Origin of the sequence: Streptomyces kaniharaensis, from assembly GCF_009569385.1 — a bacterium.
In the GTDB taxonomy this organism is placed as follows: domain Bacteria; phylum Actinomycetota; class Actinomycetes; order Streptomycetales; family Streptomycetaceae; genus Kitasatospora; species Kitasatospora kaniharaensis.
In genome coordinates, this window is the sequence record NZ_WBOF01000001.1 from 5,544,522 (window position 1) to 5,560,364 (window position 15,843).

Sequence of the window (15,843 nt, forward strand, 5' to 3'; positions counted from 1 at the left end):
TCGGCACGGGGAAGCGTTGGGGGTACACGAAGGACCCCGGCCGGGATGGCCGGGGTCCTCGGGGCGCAGGTCAGGGGAGCGGCTTCACGGAGGCGGGACGGGAGGTGTCGTGGGCCGAGGACGGCGCGGGCGGGGTGTTGTCGTGGACCTCGACGTGTTCGCGGCGGAGTTCGTCCCGGATCACCTCCTCGGTGGTGTAGCGCTCGACGACCAGGCGGACGCGCTCGACCGGGGCGAGGTACTTGCGGACCACCGGGCGCTCCTCGCGCAGGGTGACCTCCTCCACCGCCTCGGCGACGTCCTTCTCGGTGAGCGCGGCCCGCTCCGCCTCGGTGACCGGCATCCGCTCCACCCGGGCGCGTTCGCGGACCACCGGGACGCGGCGCTCGACCTGCTCGCTCGTCACGTACTTGCGCAGCTTCGCGGTGCCCAGGACGCGCCATTCGGTGGTGATGTCCAGCCGCTCCTCGCGGCAGGTGATCTCGACCGGGCCGCTCGGGGCCGAGGAGCCGGGGCCGGCGGCGGGCGCGGCGGCAGCCCGGGGCTTCGGCTCGACGGAGGGGGCGGCGTCGGGGAGCGTGGTCGTCGTCGGGGCGGCGGCCTGGGGCTTCGGCTCGACGGTGGGAGCAGCGGCGGGAGGTGTGGTCGCCGCCGCGGCGGCGGCCGGCGCGGAGGTGTTAGGGGTTCGCACGTCGGCTTCCTTGGCGGTCGCGGTGGGCTCGGGCTTCGGAGCGGGATCCGGGGAGCGGGAGGCGAGCGGCTTCGCGGGTACGGCCGCCGGCGTGGTGCCGAAGTCGAGATCGGGCTGCCGGGGCTCGCCGGCGCCGTTCGCCGGCCGACCGTTCACCGGGGTGTCGAGGCCGTAGTAGCGGTAGAGCTGGAGCTCCTGGGCGGGCGACAGGTGCTGGCCGACGCCGAAGTCCGGCGACTCCTTCACCAACGACTTGTCGTACGGCACTCGAAGCTCATCGCCGGAGAACTCGCTCGTCGTCAGCGGGACGAAGGCGTCCCGGCCGAAGATGCCGGTGCGCACGGCGGCCCACTCGGGCTGGCCGGTGGCGTCGTCCAGGTACACCTCGTCGACCGTGCCGATCTTGTCTCCGTTGCGGTCGACCGCCTTGTGGCCGATGAGGTCCCGAGGGTCGATATCGGTCTGCACTCTTTCCTCCAGCGCGCTGCGACTGCGGAACTCCCGCACGACGGCGGCCGGGGCACCCGTCCCGTCCGCCTCCTCACACCAAAAGGCATCAACCGCACGGTCGCGAGCGGGGTGCCGCCGGACGGGCTGCGCGCTGGGCCGTCCGGGGTACGCGCGTAGACCCCGAGTGACCTGAAGCACCCGTGATCGAGCGGGCTCCCGCTGGTACCCTGGGCGGCGACCGCCGAGCCCGCTCGGGAGAGTCCCCGACGGCGGAAACCGCTGGTCGGGGCGCCGAAGGAGCAACTCCTCCCCGGAATCTCTCAGGCATCCGTACCGTGTGGGGTAGGTCACTCTGGAAAGCAGGGCAGGACCGCCGGCGAGGGAGCCGACGGCCACCACCCTCACCGACGGTGCAAGCCGGCGGGGCGCCGACAGCGCACCGCGCGGGTGAAGCTCTCAGGTCCCGATGACAGAGGGGGAGGCCTGTCGGGTTCGCCCGCCCGGGTCGATCCGCTGTCCGCAGCGGCGAAGGCCGGCCGGCGTGCGTACCCCCGCCGGTCCGTGACCAGGAGGCCTCGACCACCATGAACGCCCAGCCGAACGCGGGACGCCCGAGCGGCTCCGTGACCCTCACCGAGCTCGAGCAGGCCAGCCCCTTCGAGAACCGCCACATCGGCCCCGACGCCTCCGCGCGGGAGAAGATGCTGGCCCAGGTCGGCTTCGGCTCGCTGGACGAGCTCGCCGCCACCGCCGTGCCCGAGGCGATCCGCTCCATCACCGGCCTGGACCTGCCCGCCGGCCGCAGCGAGGCCGAGGTCATCGCCGAGCTGCGCGAGCTGGCCGGCCGCAACCAGGTGCTCCAGCCGATGATCGGCCTGGGCTACTACGGCACCTTCACCCCGCCGGTGATCCTGCGCAACGTCCTGGAGAACCCGGCCTGGTACACCGCGTACACCCCGTACCAGCCGGAGATCTCGCAGGGCCGCCTGGAGGCGCTGCTCAACTTCCAGACCCTGGTCTCCGACCTGACCGGCCTGCCGACCTCCGGCTCCTCGCTGCTCGACGAGGGCACCGCGGCCGCCGAGGCGATGGCGTTGGCCCGCCGCGTCACCAAGGTCAAGGGCGGCGTCTTCCTGATCGACGCCGAGACCCTGCCGCAGACCGTCGCGGTGATCAACACTCGCGCGGTGCCGACCGGTGTCGAGGTCGTCGTCGCCGACCTGTCCGAGGGCATCCCGGCCGAGATCGCCGAGCGCGGCGTCTTCGGCGTGCTGCTGCAGTACCCGGGCGCCACCGGCGTCGTGCGCGACCTCACCCCGGTCATCGAGCAGGCCCACGGTCTCGGCGCGATCGTCGCGGTCGCCGCCGACCTGCTGGCGCTGACCCTGCTCAAGTCGCCCGGCTCGCTGGGTGCCGACATCGCCTGCGGCACCTCGCAGCGGTTCGGCGTGCCGATGGGCTTCGGTGGCCCGCACGCCGGCTACCTGTCGGTGCGCGCCGAGTACGCCCGCTCGCTGCCCGGCCGCCTGGTCGGCGTCTCCGTCGACGCGGACGGCAACCGCGCCTACCGTCTGGCGCTGCAGACCCGCGAGCAGCACATCCGCCGGGAGAAGGCCACCAGCAACATCTGCACCGCCCAGGTGCTGCTCGCCGTCATGGCCTCGATGTACGCCGTGTACCACGGCCCGGACGGCCTGGCCGACATCGCCCGCCGCACCCACCGCTACGCGGCCGCCCTCGCCGAGGGCCTGCGGGCCGGTGGCGTCGAGCTGCTGCACGGCGAGTTCTTCGACACCGTCACCGCCGTCGTCCCGGGCCGCGCCGCCGAGATCGCCGCCGCCGCCCGCGCCAACGGCATCAACGTCCACGAGGACGGCGCGGACCGGATCTCCGTCTCCACCGACGAGACCACCACCCGCGAGCACCTGGCCGGCGTCTGGGCCGCCTTCGGCGTGCCCGCCGTCGAGGTCGCCGAGACGGCCGACGCGCTGCCCGCCGCGCTGCTGCGCGAGGACGAGTACCTGACCCACCCGGTCTTCCACAGCCACCGCTCGGAGACCGCCATGCTGCGCTACCTGCGCCGCCTGTCGGACCGGGACTACGCGCTGGACCGCGGCATGATCCCGCTGGGCTCCTGCACCATGAAGCTCAACGCGACCACCGAGATGGAGCCGGTGACCTGGCCGGAGTTCGGCCAGCTGCACCCGTTCGCGCCGATCGAGCAGGCCCAGGGCTTCCTCACCCTGATCCGCCAGCTGGAGCAGCAGCTGGTCGAGGTGACCGGCTACGACGCCGTCTCGATCCAGCCGAACGCCGGTTCGCAGGGCGAGCTGGCCGGTCTGCTGGCCGTCCGCGCCTACCACCACGCCAACGGCGACACCCAGCGCGACGTCTGCCTGATCCCGTCCTCCGCGCACGGCACCAACGCGGCCTCCGCCGTGATGGCCGGCATGCGGGTGGTCGTGGTGAAGACCCTGGTCGACGGCGACGTGGACGTCGAGGACCTGAAGGCCAAGATCGAGCAGCACCGCGACAGCCTCGCCGTGCTGATGGTGACCTACCCGTCCACCCACGGCGTGTACGAGACCCAGATCACCGAGATCTGCGGCCTGGTGCACGAGGCCGGCGGCCAGGTGTACGTGGACGGTGCCAACCTGAACGCCCTGGTCGGCCTCGCCAAGCCGGGCAAGTTCGGCGCGGACGTCTCGCACCTGAACCTGCACAAGACCTTCTGCATCCCGCACGGCGGCGGCGGCCCGGGCGTCGGCCCGGTCGCGGTGCGCGCCCACCTGGCGCCGTACCTGCCGAACCACCCGCTGCAGGCGGAGGCCGGCCCGGCCACCGGTGTCGGCCCGATCTCGGCCGCGCCGTGGGGCTCGGCCGCCATCCTGCCGATCTCCTGGGCGTACGTCCGGCTGATGGGCGGGGAGGGCCTCAAGCACGCGACCCAGGTCGCGGTGCTGAACGCCAACTACATCGCCAAGCGGCTGGCGCCGCACTTCCCGGTGCTCTACACCGGCCCGGGCGGGCTGGTCGCGCACGAGTGCATCATCGACCTGCGTCCGCTCACCAAGGAGACGGGCGTGACGGTGGACGACATCGCCAAGCGCCTGATCGACTACGGCTTCCACGCGCCGACGATGTCCTTCCCGGTGGCCGGCACGCTGATGATCGAGCCGACCGAGTCCGAGGACCTGCACGAGATTGACCGGTTCTGCGACGCGATGATCGAGATCCGGGCCGAGATCGACAAGGTCGGCTCGGGCGAGTGGGCGGCCGACGACAACCCGCTGCGCAACGCCCCGCACACCGCCGCCGAGCTGGCCGGCGACTGGGCGCACGGCTACTCGCGGCAGGAGGCGGTCTTCCCGGCGGGCGTGAACCCGGCGGACAAGTACTGGCCGCCGGTCAGCCGGATCGACGGCGCGTACGGCGACCGCAACCTGGTCTGCTCCTGCCCGCCGCTGGACGAGTACGGCGTCTGACCCGTTCGCCGACGCGGCGACAGTCAGACGGCAGGGCCCCGGCGGAACTTCCGCCGGGGCCCTGCCCGTGCCGTCGAATGCTTCCGAGTTCTTTCGAGCCGGCGGCTGCCTCCGCCTCGGCGTCCGGACCGCGCGGTGGTCAGGCCGCGTGGGCGACGGGGCGGCGCGGGGCGATCACCCGGCCGTCCGGCAGCAGCTCTCCGGTGTCCTCGAACAGGACGACGCCGTTGCAGAGCAGGCTCCAGCCCTGCTCCGGGTGGCAGGCCACCGGCACGGCCGCCTCGCGATCCTCGGACTCGGCCGACGGGCAATCAGGACGGTGCTGGCACATACGCGTACCCTCGCTTCGCTCTGCGATCCTCCCCGTGATGCGGTCGCCGTCGGTGGAATGCCGTCGGGAACCGCCGGTGGTCGGATCCTGTCCGCACGCCGGCCAGGTGTGGACCGGCGTTCAAGTGGGTAGGACAGGTGGTCCTTCCACGCTGGTTCCCAGTGTCGGCATCTGCGGACGAGCGCGCAGCGATTTCGTGACATGCGCCACAACTCCGGGCAGAGATCACCCGTTCAGGTGGGCCGGAGCGGAAAACGCGCACGGACGGGTCAGGTGCGCAGTGGCCCGAATGGGCCATGCCCGATGACCCGTCCGGGTGGTGATTCAGGGGGAGCCGAGGAGCAGCGGCCTGGCGAGCGGGGCGCGGGCGAGCAGCGGCAGGAGCTCGGCGGCCGGGTAGGCGCGGTGGGCGGTGACGCCGAGCGGTGCGGGGGCGAGCGGGATCAGCAGGTCGTCGGACGGGCCGGCGTCGGGGCTGTGCAGCCAGAGCGCCGTCGCGTACTGGCCGGGGAAGGTCAGCAGCCGGGGCTGCCTGCGGACCCGGGAGCCCTGGGCGAGCTGCCAGGCCTGGCGCAGTGCCCGGACGGTGGAGTCCAGGTAGGGGCCGGCGGTGAAGTGGGAGAAGGTGTGGCCCTCGACGCCCAGGACGACCTCCGCGGCGGCGGCCACCTCGGCGCCGTCCTTGACCAGGAAGCGCCAGCCCGTCCGCCGGGCCGCGGTGAGGTCGGGGCGCGGACCGTCCAGGACGTGGACCGCGAGCGGGTGCGCGGGGAGGAGCGGGCCGGCCGGATGCCGCAGCGCTGCGGCGGCGGGCTGGCACAGGGCCGTCTCCGAGTCGAGTGCGGCGAGGACCGCGCGCAGGGCACTGGGCGGGGGTTGGGGGGTCTGCAGAGTCATGGCGGGGTCCGCCTCTCCGTGCGAGATCGGCGTGCGAGTGCGGCATACCGGCGTGGCGCGGTGTGTCAACGGGTGACGGGACCTGGGCCGTGTCCGGTTGTGCAGGATCGCGGTGCCGGCGCGGTCGCCGCCGTCGACGAGGGCCTCGGGCGGGAGCGGACCGGCCGGAGCGCAGTGCGAATTCTATCGAACAGGTGCGCAGGGTGACCTGTTTATCACAGGCGGTGGCGCCGGGCAAGTCGGCAGATTTGCTGAATGGACGTCAGTTTCCTTGCATTGCAAGCCCGTACAAGCTTTCGGGTATCGATCTTCGGGGTGGGCATGATGCTGGCACGGTCGGTCGGCCGGTGGCTCAGGAGGAGGGGATCATGGGCGAGAAGGTCGTGGCGACGCGCGCGGATCTGGCGGACCGGCAGCTGTACCGGCGCAAGCTCCAGGCCTGCCTCGACGCGCTCGGGCGGATGCTGCGCGAGGACCGCTTCGACCGGCCCCGGGCGGTGATGGGCCTGGAGATCGAGCTCAACCTGGCCGACGAGCAGGGCCTGCCGGTGATGCGCAACGCGCAGGTGCTGAGCGCGATCGGCTCCAGCGACTTCCAGACCGAGCTGGGCCAGTTCAACATCGAGGTGAACATCGTGCCGCACCGGCTGTGCGGGCACGTCTTCGAGGAGCTGCGCGAGGAGATCGACACCGGGCTGCGCTACGCGGACCGGCGGGCGGCCGAGACGGGCGCCCGGATCGTCATGGTAGGCATCCTGCCGACCCTGGAGACCGACCACACCGGGCTCGACGCGATGTCCCTCAACCAGCGCTACAGCCTGCTCAGCGACCAGATCCTGGCGGCCCGGGGCGAGGACATCTCGCTGGACATCGAGGGGGTCGAGCACCTCCAGCTGGAGTCGATCACCATGGTGGCCGAGGCGGCGGCGACCTCCCTCCAGCTGCACCTGCAGGTGACGCCGGAGCGGTTCTCCTCGGTGTGGAACGCCGCCCAGGCGATCTGCGGGCCGCAGCTCGCGCTCGGCGCCAACTCGCCGTTCCTGTTCGGGCGGGAGCTCTGGCGGGAGACCCGGCCGGCGCTGTTCCAGCAGGCCTGCGACACCCGTTCGGCGGAGCTCAAGGCGCAGGGCGTGCGCCCGATCACCTGGTTCGGCGAGCGCTGGGTGGACTCGGCGTACGACCTGTTCGAGGAGAACCTGCGGTACTTCCCGGCGCTGCTGCCGATCTGCGACGACGAGGACCCGCTGAAGGTGCTGGCCTCCGGCGGCGCGCCCCGGCTGGCCGAGATGCGGCTGCACAACGGGACGATCTACCGCTGGAACCGCCCGGTGTACGACGTGAGCGGCGGCGTGCCGCACCTGCGGGTGGAGAACCGGGCGCTGCCCGCCGGGCCGACGGTCGCCGACACGCTCGCGAACGCCGCCTTCTACTACGGGCTGGTGCGCGTGCTGGCCGAGCAGTCCCGGCCGGTGTGGACCAGGATGCCGTTCGAGCGGGCGGACGAGAACTTCCGGCAGGCCGCCCGGTACGGCATCGACGCGGTCTTCCAGTGGCCGCGGCCGGGCCGGGCGGGGCGCGGCGGCGGGCTGACCACGGTGTCCGCCGTGGACCTGGTCCTCGGCGAACTGCTGCCGATGGCCCGCCAGGGCCTGGACGAGTGGGGTGTGGAGCCGGCCGACCGGGACCGCTACCTGGGGATCATCGAGCAGCGCTGTCTGCGCCGGACCAACGGCGCGACCTGGCAGAGCGCGACCTTCCACCGGCTGCGCGAGCAGTACGGGATGGATCGCCCGACCGCGCTCGCCGCGATGACCCGGCGCTACATCGAGCTCATGCGCGGTGGCGAGCCGGTGCACACCTGGCCGGTGGGGTAAGCCGGTGCCCACCTGGCCGGTGGGCTGAGGCGGCTCCTGTGTCAGGATGATCGCTCCGGCGGTCGGCCGACGGCCGGAGCGCCGCCCGTCCGCTGGAGCCCCCGTGACCACCGTCCCGACCGAACCGGAGACCGCGCAGCCCACGCGCCGGCTGCTCGGCGTGGAACTGCTGATCGTCCTCGGCCTCTCGCTCGGGGCCAGCGGCATCGGCGCGCTGATCAGCTTCGCGGGCTCGCTCACCGAGCCGCTCAAGCTCGGGCAGCAGGTGGCCACGCTGAACGGGTCGCGCGCGCCCGGGCGGCCCTGGCTCGACCTGGTGTGGCAGCTGTACTACATCGGGCGCGGTCTGATGCCGGTGGTGCTGGTCGGGTACCTGCTGGTGCGCGAGGGCACCGCGCTGCGGGTGCTGGGCTTCGACCTCGGGCAGAAGATGCGCGACCTCGGGCGCGGCGCCGCCGTCGCCGCCGTGATCGGCGGATCCGGACTGGCGCTGTACCTGGCCTCGCAGGCGGCCGGGTACAACCTGACGGTGGCGCCGTCCGGGCTGCCGGACGTGTGGTGGCGGGTGCCGGTGCTGGTCCTCTCGGCGTGGCAGAACGCGATCCTGGAGGAGGTCGTCGTCCTCGGCTATCTGCTGCGCCGGCTCGGGCAGTTGGGGTGGTCGTGGCCGGCGACGGTGGTGGCGAGCTCGGTGCTGCGCGGCTCGTACCACCTGTACCAGGGGGTCGGCGGGCTGGTCGGCAACATGGTGATGGGAGCGGTGTTCTGCCTGGCGTACCGGCGCTGGGGGCGGGTGATGCCGCTGGTGGTGGCGCACGGGCTGATCGACACGGTGGCCTTCGTCGGGTACGCGCTGCTCGCCGGGCACGTCAGCTGGCTGCCGACCCCGTGATCGGCCCTCCGGTCGACGGCCTGGCCCGGCCGCGCGGCGGGCGGGCGAGCAGGCGGTCGACGTGCCGGCGTTCCAGGCCCTGGCCGGGATCGATAGGCAGCAGGACGCGGTCGCGGCGCCAGAGCGAGCCGCGGACCAGGCGGGGCGGAATGACGTCGTCGACCCAGGCGAACGGCCGGCCGGCGGCGTAGCGCAGCAGCGGGGCCCACTTGCGGGCGGAGAACAGCTCCATGAGCCGCAGGCGCGGGTCGCCGGGCTGCGGGACGTAACCGGTGAAGCGGACGAACGGGAGCGGGGGCAGGTCCATCGCCGGGGCGATGTGGGTGTTCGCGTGCTCCTCCCAGGTGGTGGCCCAGACCATTTCGTACGTGGCGGAGAGCTCGCGCAGCCAGTCGCCGTGCCGGGCGGAGAGCAGGACCGAGTAGCCGAGCAGGGTGTGGGTGTCGAACCCGGCGTCCGGGTGGGGACAGACCGGGTTGAGGACGCCGTCGACGTCCAGGAACAGCAGTGGCTTCGGCACCAGTGGCCCCCAGGTGGCGGTGATTGACTCACCCGGTCGGACGAATGGAGCCGGCGGGTGGTTGCCGACCGGCGGGGGCGCGCGGGGTGCAGGGAGCGCTCACGGGACCAACGCGGGCTCGGTGGCGTGCGCCGCCGGGGTGCTGGTGCCGGAGGTGCTGTTGGCGCTGTTGGTGTCGTTGGTGCCATCGGCGCCGGACTTCCGGGCGAGGCGGCGGACCTGGGGTTCGAGCAGGACCGCGGCGCTCAGCAGCAGGGAGATCAGCGCGCAGGCCCACAGCGCGCCCGAGAGCCCGAGCGCGTCGGCGGCCGGACCGGCCAGAGCGGTGCCGATCGGGGCGAGGGAGTACGAGCCGAGCTCGTCGTACGCGGAGACCCGGGAGAACATCTCCTCCGGGATCTCCTGCCGGAGCGCGACCATCCAGTTGACGCCGAAGACGGTGACACCGACCCCGGACAGGAACATCGCCGTCGCGAGCAGCGGCAGGGGTGCCGCCACCGCGAGCGCGAGGGCGGGCAGGCCGAACAGGAAGACGCCCCAGTTGCCTACCAGCAGGATCCGGCGGGGCCGCCAGCGCGCCATCAGCACGCCGGTGACCACCAGCCCGACGCCGTACGCGGCCATCGCCAGACCCCAGTCCCCGGCGCCGCCCAGCCGCTCCTTGGCGACGATCGGCCCGTACACCGACTCGACCGCGCCGATGCAGGCGACCAGGACGGAGAACTGCAGGACCACGACCCAGAGCCAGCGCCGGGAGGCGAACTCCCGCCAGCCCTCCCGCAGATCGCGCACCATGCTGCCGCCTTCGGGGGCGGACATGGTCTCCGCCTCCAGGAAGAACCGGAGCGAGGCGGCGAGCAGGAAGCAGGCGGCGTCCAGGGCGAGCACCCAGCCGGGGCCGACGGCGGCGGTGAGCGCGCCGCCGAGGGCCGCACCGCCGATCTGGGCGGCGTTCTGGCCCATCCGGAACACCGGGAAGGCCCGCGCGGCGTGCTCCTGGGAGACGCTCTGCATGATCATGCCCCCGGAGGCGGGGGAGTAGAGGGCGTAGCCGGCGCCGCCGGCGGCGGAGAGGACGAGCAGGTGCCAGAGCCGGGCGTGCCCGCCGAGCACGAGGGCCGCGAGGACGGCCTGGGAGAGGCCGCTGAACACGTTGGCGGCGACCATGACGTGGTGGCGCGGCAGCCGGTCGGCGAGGGCGCCGCCGATCACCAGCAGCAGGACGGTGGGCAGCAGCCGGGCTGCGGTGACGTAGCCGACCTCGGTGGCGGAGCCGCCGCCGCCCATCACGGCGAAGGCGGTGGCGATCGGGGCGCCGGCGTTGCCGAGCCCGCTGATCACGGTGGCGGCGGTCTGGATCCGGAAGTTGCGGCTCGCCCAGGCGAAGCGGCGGGAGTGCGGGGGTGGGGATTGGCTCTGCACCGGGTGACTATGACCGGGAGTTCGTACAGGTGTCCATCCGGTTTTTACAACTGACTGTGTGTGGTGGACAGTTGTGGCGCCGGGGGCGGCCTCGGCCGGCGTCAGCCGAGGTGGCCCCGGAGGAAGGTGAGGGTGCGCTGCCAGGCCGTCCGAGCCTGGAGCGGGTCGTAGGTGCCGAGCAGGTTCTCCTCGTTCATGAAGGCGTGCCCGGCCGGGTAGAAGTGGATCTCCGGGCGGACGTCGGTGGCCTCGCCGATGCGGATCGCGGCCTCGTCGACGGCGGCCATCGGGATCGAGCGGTCGTGCTCGCCGAAGTGGCCCAGGACGTGGGCGGTCAGGCCGCGGTAGTCGAAGTCCGGGTCGGGCGGGAGGCCGTAGAAGGGCACCACGGCGGCCACCTTGTCGCCCGCCCGGGCGGCCAGCAGCAGGGCGAAGCCGCCGCCCATGCAGAAGCCGACCACGCCGACCGCGTCGCCGGCCACGCCGTCCAGCGAGAGCAGATGGTCGACGGCGCCGGAGAGGTCCTCGACCGCCTGCTCGACCGGCAGTTCGCGCTTCAGCCGGGCCGCCTCGGCGCTGTCGTGGGTGGTGGCGCCGCCGAACAGGTCGGGCGCGAGGACGGTGAAGCCCTCGGCGGCGAAGCGGTCGGCCATCGCGGCGATGTGCGAGGTGAGCCCCCACCACTCCTGCACCACCACCAGGCCCGGGCCGACGCCCTGCGGCGGGCGGGCCAGGTAGCCGTACGCGGTACGGCCGTTGCTCGGGAACGTGACGTTCTGCCGGGAGCCGCCCTGGTCAGGCATGGCTTCCTCTCGGTGGGTCGGGCCGCGTGCGACGGGGGGTCCGGCGGACGCTTCGGACGTTGGTCACCACACCGTCGCACCCGCACCGGAAGCCGCCCGCCGCGGCGGCCGTGGAGGCGGACCCGACGTGCCCGAGGCGGGCCTGGTGTGCGGCGGACCGGGTGTTCGGAGTGGACAAGCGCGCTCCCCGAGGTGGACGGGCCCCTTCGCGGGGCCGGCGACGAGCACCGCCGCGTGGGCGGGATCCGTCTCACATTCGAGCAGCGGCGGGGCCGGACCGCCCGGTCTCGGCGACCGATCGGGTGATGCGCAGTCAGCCCGCCCGGGCCGGCCCGTCCTCGTCAGCCGTACGGGTCAGCCCGCGGTGCGTCGTCCGTGGCGGCGCAGCAGCTGGGTGCGGGCGAGGGCGTCCTGGCCGTGCCCGCGCTCGGCGAGCCGGTCGGCGATCGCGTACTGCGCGTCGGCCGGTTTCTTGTCGTCGTACTTGAACTTGGCGCGCACCTCGCGGACCGTCAGGCGCAGCCCGCGCAGGCCCGGCAGCAGCCGGGAGAACTCGCCCTCGCCCGGGACGACCCGGGTGTCCGGGGTCTCCGGCTGGAAGTGGGCGAGCTGGCGGTTGAGGATCTCCGCCTTGCCCGCGGCCGACTCGACGATCTCGGCGGTGCAGTGGAAGTGGACGGACGTGTAGTAGCTGGTGGGCGTGCCCGGCTTGCCGCGCCAGTGCCCGGGCGCGAAGGCGTAGCCGTCGGTGACCGCGAGGGTGACGTGCGGGTCGGCCCGGACAGCGCTCAGCATCGGGTTGGGCGTGGCGAGGTGGAGCAGGATCTCGCGACGCTCGGCGTCCAGCAGGAAGTGCGTCGGGACCAGCACCGGGCCCTCGCCCGGCGCGCCGTTGGCGGCGAGCAGGCCGAAGTCGCGGCCCTCGGCCAGCCAGGCGCGCCACTCGGCCTCGTCGCCGCGGTCCCAGGACCTGATCAGCATCGGCCGGCCCCGTCAGCGGGTCAGGTCGCGCACGTGCGCGGGGAGCGGGACGGTCGTCGATCCGGCCGGGACCGGCGTGCCGAAGCCGCTGGTCACGGGTATGACGCCAGCCCAGTGCGGCAGGTCGAGGTCGTCCGGGTCGTCGTTGGCGCCGTCCTCGCGGGTCTTCGCCGAGACCTCGTCCAGGTCCAGGCGGATCACGGCGGTGGCGGCCAGTTCCTTGGCGTTGGCGGGGCGGACTTCGGCGGAGCGGCCGGGGACGGTCTGGTCGACCAGCGCGTCCAGCGCGATGCCCAGCTCCTCCGGGTCGGTGACCTGGTGGGCGGTGCCGTGGGCGACCACCGAGCGGAAGTTGATGCTGTGGTTGAACGCGGACTTGGTGAGCACCAGCGCGTCGACCAGGGTGACGGTGACGCAGACCGGCAGGCCCTGGTCGCCGCGGGCGCCGCGCAGCGGGCGGCTGCCGGTGGAGCCGTGGATGTAGAGGCGGCTGCCGACCCGGGCGTAGATCGTCGGCAGGACGACCGGGGCGCCGTCGGCGACGAAGCCGAGGTGGCAGAGGTAGGTGCTGTCGAGGATGGCGTGGATCGCCTCCTGCTCCCAGGTGGCGCGGTCCTTGTAGCGGGTGGGGGTGGTGCGGGGCGTGCGGGCGTAGCCGGGGTTGGTGGTGCCGTCTGCGGGGACCGACATGACAATCCTCTATGTACTAGTGCATAATATGCTTTGTGCTAGGAGACTATCCGCTGAAAGGGCGACGCGCCAGCGAAATCGCGGCTCACATCGAACAGGGCGTCAGCAGCGGGCAGCTCGCGCCCGGAACGTCGCTCCCCCCGCTGCGCGAGCTCGCCGCCGACCTCGGCGTCAACCCCAACACCGTCGCCGCCGCCTACCGGCTGCTGCGCGACCGCGGCGTGATCGAGACCGCCGGCCGCAAGGGCAGCCGCATCCTGCCCCGGCCCGCCCTCACCCCCCGCGACCAGATCCGGGTCCCCGTCCCCCCGCACGCCCGCGACCTGTCCAACGGCAACCCCGACCCGGACCTCCTGCCCGACCTCGTTCCGGCGCTCGCCGTCGCCGCCGAGGCCGCCCGAGCCGAACCCGTCCTCTACGGGCACCCCGCCTTCGACGCCGGACTCCTCGCCCTCGCCCGCGCCTCCTTCGAGGCCGACGGCCTGCCCGGCGGACCGATCGCCGTCGCCTCCGGCTCGCTCGACACCATCGAGCGGATCCTCGCCACCCGGCTGCGCCCCGGCGACGCGGTGGCCGTCGAGGACCCGGGCTGGGGCAGCCTGCTCGACCTGCTGCCCGCTCTCGGCCTGCGGCCCGCGCCCGTCCGGCTCGACGACGAGGGCCCGCTGCCCGACTCGCTCGCCGCGGCGCTCGCCGACGGCGCCCGGGGGGCCGTCGTCACCAGCCGGGCGCAGAACCCCACCGGCGCCGCGCTCACGGCCGCCCGCGCCGAGGCGCTGCGGGCCGTGCTGGCCGAGCACCCCGGCGTCCTGCTGATCGAGGACGACCACGGCCACGGCATGGTCGACCAGCCCTACCACCCGCTCGTCGGCGCCGGCTCGCGGCACTGGGCGGTGGTGCGCTCGGCCGCCAAGGCGTACGGGCCGGACCTGCGGCTGTCCGTCGCGGTCGGCGACGAGGACACCATCGGGCGGGTCTCCGGCCGGCTGCGTCTCGGCGCCGGCTGGGTCAGCCACCTGCTCCAGCGCACCGTCGCCCAACTGTGGCGCACCGACGCGGCGCCCGTCGGCCGGGTGGCCGCCGTCTACCGGGCCCGCCGGGACGCGCTGCTCGGCGAACTGGCCGCCCGCGGCATCGAGGCACACGGCGAGAGCGGGCTGAACGTCTGGGTGCCGGTGCCGGACGAGACCTCCGCGCTCGCCGCGCTGGTGCAGCGGGGCTGGGTCGCGGCCCCCGGCGCGCGCTACCGGATCCAGTCGCCGCCCGGGATCCGGATCACCACGGCGCGCCTGGAGCCGGGCGACGCACGGCAGTTGGCGGAAGACCTGGTGGCGGTGCTGGGGGCGGGCGGGACGGGTTCGCGACTGGTCTGAACCCGGTGGTAACAAAGCAGAAACCTGGTGCAGATACCTAGCGGTAGCTAGCGCGGCCATGCCATCTTCGTCGCGCCACCGGCCGGCGGCACACCCTCACACGCGTCTTCCCGTCCCCACACCACGGGAAGACCGAGCCGCAGGAGTTCCGCCGTGCCCGAAAACGGTTCGAGCATCACCCGCAGCACCCCTCGACTCGCACGACGGCTGCTCAGCGCAGCCCTCGCCCTTCCGCTCGCCTCCGGCGGCCTGGTGGCCGGCGGGCTGGTCGCCGCCTCGCCCGCCCGGGCCGCCACCGCCTCGGTGCCGAGCGGGCCGACCGCCAGTGTCACCCTCGGCGACAGCTACATCTCCGGGGAGGCCGGCCGCTGGAAGGGCAACTCCGCCGACTCCGGCGGCAGCCGGACCGGCACCGACCGGGCCTGGAACGGCAGTTCGTACGACCCCGGCCCGGTCTACGGCGCCACGGCCGTGAACGGGTGCGACCGTTCGGACGTCGCCGAGGTGCTCGGCGCCTCGACGGTCGCGCAGAAGCAGATCAACCTCGCCTGCTCCGGGGCCGTCACCGCCAACGTCTTCCGCGCGAGCAACGGCGGGCAGGCCTACAAGGGCGAGGCCCCGCAGGCCGACCAACTCGCCGCCGTGGCAGCGCAGAACAACGTCAAGCTGATCACGCTGTCGATCGGGGGCAACGACCTCGGGTTCTCCGACGTCATCTCCACCTGCGTTCAGGACTACTTGATCTGGTACTCCTACTGCCACAACTCGCAACAGTCGGCGATCGACTCCAAGATGCCCGCGGCGATGGCCGGGGTCGGCAAGGCGATCGACGACATCCGTGCCGTGATGTCCAACGCGGGTTACGGGAGCGGGGATTACCGCCTCGTGCTCCAGTCCTACCCCTCGCCGATCCCGCGCGGCGCCGAGATGCGCTACCCCGAGAGCGGCTGGAGCCGGTCGGACACCGGCGGCTGCCCGTTCTGGGACGGCGACGCCGACTGGGCGCGGGACTCGATGGTGCCGCAGATCTCCTCGGCGCTCGCAGGGGTGGCGGCCAGCAAGGGAGCGCAGTTCCTGGACCTCTCCAACATGCTGCAGGGGCGCGAGGTCTGCTCCACGTCGGCGCAGCAGCCGACCACGAGCACCCCGCCGTCCGCGACCACGAGCGAGTGGGCGCGCTTCCTGGACGGCGGGCTCAACACCACGCAGGGCGCCTTGCAGGAGTCGATGCACCCCAACTTCTACGGGCAGCAGGCACTCGGGAGGTGCCTGACCCTGCTGTGGGGCCGGGCGACCGGCAACTACGCGTGCCGCAACACGCCAGGGCGGGACGCGGGCGGGATGTACCTGACCGCTCAGTGACCCCGGCTGCCGAGTGAGTGACCGTCCTCGGCGCCGCCCCTCGCCCTCGTGGGCGAGGGGCGGCGCGTCGGC

The 15,843-nt window shown here is 73.4% G+C and carries 13 protein-coding genes, 1 pseudogene and 1 riboswitch; of the genes and pseudogenes, 5 read left to right on the plus strand and 9 right to left on the minus strand.

The annotated features are described in order from the left end of the window. Positions 1-70: 70 nt before the first annotated feature. Both F7Q99_RS24770 and F7Q99_RS43245 read right to left on the minus strand, forming a co-directional pair. The gene (locus F7Q99_RS24770; protein ID WP_407697831.1) at positions 71-691 is read right to left on the minus strand and encodes a YsnF/AvaK domain-containing protein; all 621 of its coding nucleotides are present in this window, start codon (positions 689-691) and stop codon (positions 71-73) included. Further along, a pseudogene (locus tag F7Q99_RS43245) lies at positions 678-1,159 on the minus strand (PRC-barrel domain-containing protein). Before F7Q99_RS43245 ends, F7Q99_RS24770 begins: the two are co-directional and overlap by 14 nt. 224 nt (positions 1,160-1,383) lie before the next feature. Then, positions 1,384-1,487, plus strand: a riboswitch (glycine riboswitch). A gap of 238 nt (positions 1,488-1,725) precedes the next feature. Here F7Q99_RS43245 and gcvP point away from each other — a divergent pair. After that, positions 1,726-4,626 (plus strand): aminomethyl-transferring glycine dehydrogenase, encoded by a 2,901-nt coding sequence (gene gcvP / locus F7Q99_RS24775; RefSeq protein WP_153464884.1) that lies wholly within the window; start codon positions 1,726-1,728, stop codon positions 4,624-4,626. A 139-nt stretch (positions 4,627-4,765) separates the two neighbouring features. On the opposite strand, the gene F7Q99_RS24780 is transcribed toward gcvP, so the two are convergent. Next, complete coding sequence (locus tag F7Q99_RS24780; protein ID WP_153464886.1) at positions 4,766-4,957, minus strand: DUF5999 family protein; 192 nt, start codon at positions 4,955-4,957, stop codon at positions 4,766-4,768. Between the two features lie 324 nt (positions 4,958-5,281). After that, complete coding sequence (locus tag F7Q99_RS24785; RefSeq protein WP_153464888.1) at positions 5,282-5,854, minus strand: hypothetical protein; 573 nt, start codon at positions 5,852-5,854, stop codon at positions 5,282-5,284. Positions 5,855-6,222: 368 nt separating this feature from the next. On the opposite strand from F7Q99_RS24785, the gene F7Q99_RS24790 reads away from it, so the two are divergent. Together F7Q99_RS24790 and F7Q99_RS24795 are read left to right on the plus strand one after the other, a co-directional pair. Beyond that, positions 6,223-7,728, plus strand: a complete 1,506-nt coding sequence (locus tag F7Q99_RS24790) for a glutamate--cysteine ligase (RefSeq protein ID WP_153464890.1) — start codon at positions 6,223-6,225, stop codon at positions 7,726-7,728. 46 nt (positions 7,729-7,774) lie between these two features. Continuing rightward, positions 7,775-8,620 (plus strand): CPBP family intramembrane glutamic endopeptidase, encoded by an 846-nt coding sequence (locus tag F7Q99_RS24795; protein ID WP_153464891.1) that lies wholly within the window; start codon positions 7,775-7,777, stop codon positions 8,618-8,620. Here the strand turns inward: F7Q99_RS24795 and F7Q99_RS24800 are convergent. From F7Q99_RS24800 to F7Q99_RS24820, 5 genes are all read right to left on the minus strand, one after another. Next, on the minus strand, positions 8,598-9,140 hold the full coding sequence (locus F7Q99_RS24800) for an HAD domain-containing protein (protein WP_326847082.1): 543 nt from the start codon (positions 9,138-9,140) through the stop codon (positions 8,598-8,600). The two genes, F7Q99_RS24795 and F7Q99_RS24800, sit on opposite strands and share 23 nt — an antisense overlap. 99 nt (positions 9,141-9,239) lie before the next feature. Continuing rightward, on the minus strand, positions 9,240-10,562 hold the full coding sequence (locus F7Q99_RS24805; protein WP_326847083.1) for an MFS transporter: 1,323 nt from the start codon (positions 10,560-10,562) through the stop codon (positions 9,240-9,242). Positions 10,563-10,663: 101 nt separating this feature from the next. Continuing rightward, complete coding sequence (locus F7Q99_RS24810; protein ID WP_153464895.1) at positions 10,664-11,365, minus strand: dienelactone hydrolase family protein; 702 nt, start codon at positions 11,363-11,365, stop codon at positions 10,664-10,666. 354 nt (positions 11,366-11,719) lie between these two features. After that, positions 11,720-12,346, minus strand: a complete 627-nt coding sequence (locus F7Q99_RS24815) for an FMN-binding negative transcriptional regulator (RefSeq protein WP_153464897.1) — start codon at positions 12,344-12,346, stop codon at positions 11,720-11,722. Positions 12,347-12,358: 12 nt separating this feature from the next. Further along, positions 12,359-13,036 (minus strand): pyridoxamine 5'-phosphate oxidase family protein, encoded by a 678-nt coding sequence (locus F7Q99_RS24820; protein ID WP_153464899.1) that lies wholly within the window; start codon positions 13,034-13,036, stop codon positions 12,359-12,361. A gap of 35 nt (positions 13,037-13,071) precedes the next feature. On the opposite strand from F7Q99_RS24820, the gene F7Q99_RS24825 reads away from it, so the two are divergent. Next, positions 13,072-14,409: an aminotransferase class I/II-fold pyridoxal phosphate-dependent enzyme gene (locus F7Q99_RS24825; protein ID WP_326847084.1), complete on the plus strand. Its 1,338-nt coding sequence runs from the start codon at positions 13,072-13,074 to the stop codon at positions 14,407-14,409. Positions 14,410-14,562: 153 nt separating this feature from the next. After that, complete coding sequence (locus tag F7Q99_RS24830) at positions 14,563-15,771, plus strand: GDSL-type esterase/lipase family protein (protein ID WP_326847085.1); 1,209 nt, start codon at positions 14,563-14,565, stop codon at positions 15,769-15,771. Positions 15,772-15,843 lie beyond the last annotated feature (72 nt).

Bases quoted from the DNA above. Each gene is read 5' to 3' on its own strand.
- F7Q99_RS24810 (WP_153464895.1), bottom strand. From the start codon at position 11,365: ATGCCTGACCAGGGCGGCTCCCGGCAGAACGTCACGTTCCCGAGCAAC.
- gcvP (WP_153464884.1), top strand. From the start codon at position 1,726: ATGAACGCCCAGCCGAACGCGGGACGCCCGAGCGGCTCCGTGACCCTC.
- F7Q99_RS24820 (WP_153464899.1), bottom strand. From the start codon at position 13,036: ATGTCGGTCCCCGCAGACGGCACCACCAACCCCGGCTACGCCCGCACG.
- F7Q99_RS24795 (WP_153464891.1), top strand. From the start codon at position 7,775: ATGATCGCTCCGGCGGTCGGCCGACGGCCGGAGCGCCGCCCGTCCGCT.
- F7Q99_RS24790 (WP_153464890.1), top strand. From the start codon at position 6,223: ATGGGCGAGAAGGTCGTGGCGACGCGCGCGGATCTGGCGGACCGGCAG.
- F7Q99_RS24785 (WP_153464888.1), bottom strand. From the start codon at position 5,854: ATGACTCTGCAGACCCCCCAACCCCCGCCCAGTGCCCTGCGCGCGGTC.
- F7Q99_RS24815 (WP_153464897.1), bottom strand. From the start codon at position 12,346: ATGCTGATCAGGTCCTGGGACCGCGGCGACGAGGCCGAGTGGCGCGCC.
- F7Q99_RS24780 (WP_153464886.1), bottom strand. From the start codon at position 4,957: ATGTGCCAGCACCGTCCTGATTGCCCGTCGGCCGAGTCCGAGGATCGC.